Raw genomic sequence first — 791 nt, 5'->3', positions numbered from 1 at the left:
CCACGGATGAGGTATAAGCTCGGCTGGCAGGCCCATAATAAATTCGGTATCCTCCGAGATTGCGCTCCGTATTCGGGTCCCACGCGAGAGTCACCTGTTTGGCGAAACCAAGAGACGACCACAAAATTGATAAGCTGCAAACGACGATGGCTAATGCGCTCCATTTGCCCATCAAAACCCTCTTATTCGCTCTGCTGTTGTTAAGAAACGGCATAAAACAATCCAGCTTCAACATCTTAGCGCCCGATGTAAATTAAAACGCCACAGGATACTCGCCCGTTTCCGCCACTTGATCCGTGTAAAGCAAACGAGCAAGCAGATTTTGACTATTCGAAGAATTTAAAAAGAAGCCATAAAAGTGAAGCTGGCGAAGGGATTCGAACCCCCGACCGGCTGATTACAAATCAGCTGCTCTACCGAGCTGAGCTACGCCAGCACCGAATTTCTGACTGTCAAGTATACCGCATGATTCTGCGCCGCCTCAATTATTGCTTAAGCCCTATCAGGTACGATTCAATCTTTGTTCGTGTCTTTTTTTTATTACATCCGCTAGCAGAATTAGCAAAAAATCGGGCCATGCTACTGAAATTGATACATATGAGGTTATTTTCGTATTCTAAATACTATCAATCGCAAAATGAATAGGGTTTCATGCGCTTATCGCGGCAAAAAATTTTCTATGGATAAACGCCGAGTAATTCCTGCGGTCAATCGGCTTGGAACGCTCGAAAAGCGGACCGAGAAACCACTTTAGCGATTGACAACTTTTTTTTTTCTTCTCAAAATAAGCG

General features: G+C 44.6%; 1 tRNA gene. It reads right to left on the bottom strand.

Annotation, left to right across the window (positions count from 1 at the left end):
• Positions 1–362 precede the first annotated feature (362 nt).
• Positions 363–436: transfer RNA gene (locus tag JNK74_28525), tRNA-Thr, on the bottom strand.
• Positions 437–791 lie beyond the last annotated feature (355 nt).

This window comes from Candidatus Hydrogenedentota bacterium (genome assembly GCA_016791475.1).
Lineage (GTDB): Bacteria > Hydrogenedentota > Hydrogenedentia > Hydrogenedentales > JAEUWI01 > JAEUWI01.
The sequence above is the reverse complement of the archived record's forward strand: the minus strand, read 5'-3'. Positions and strand labels throughout refer to the sequence as shown.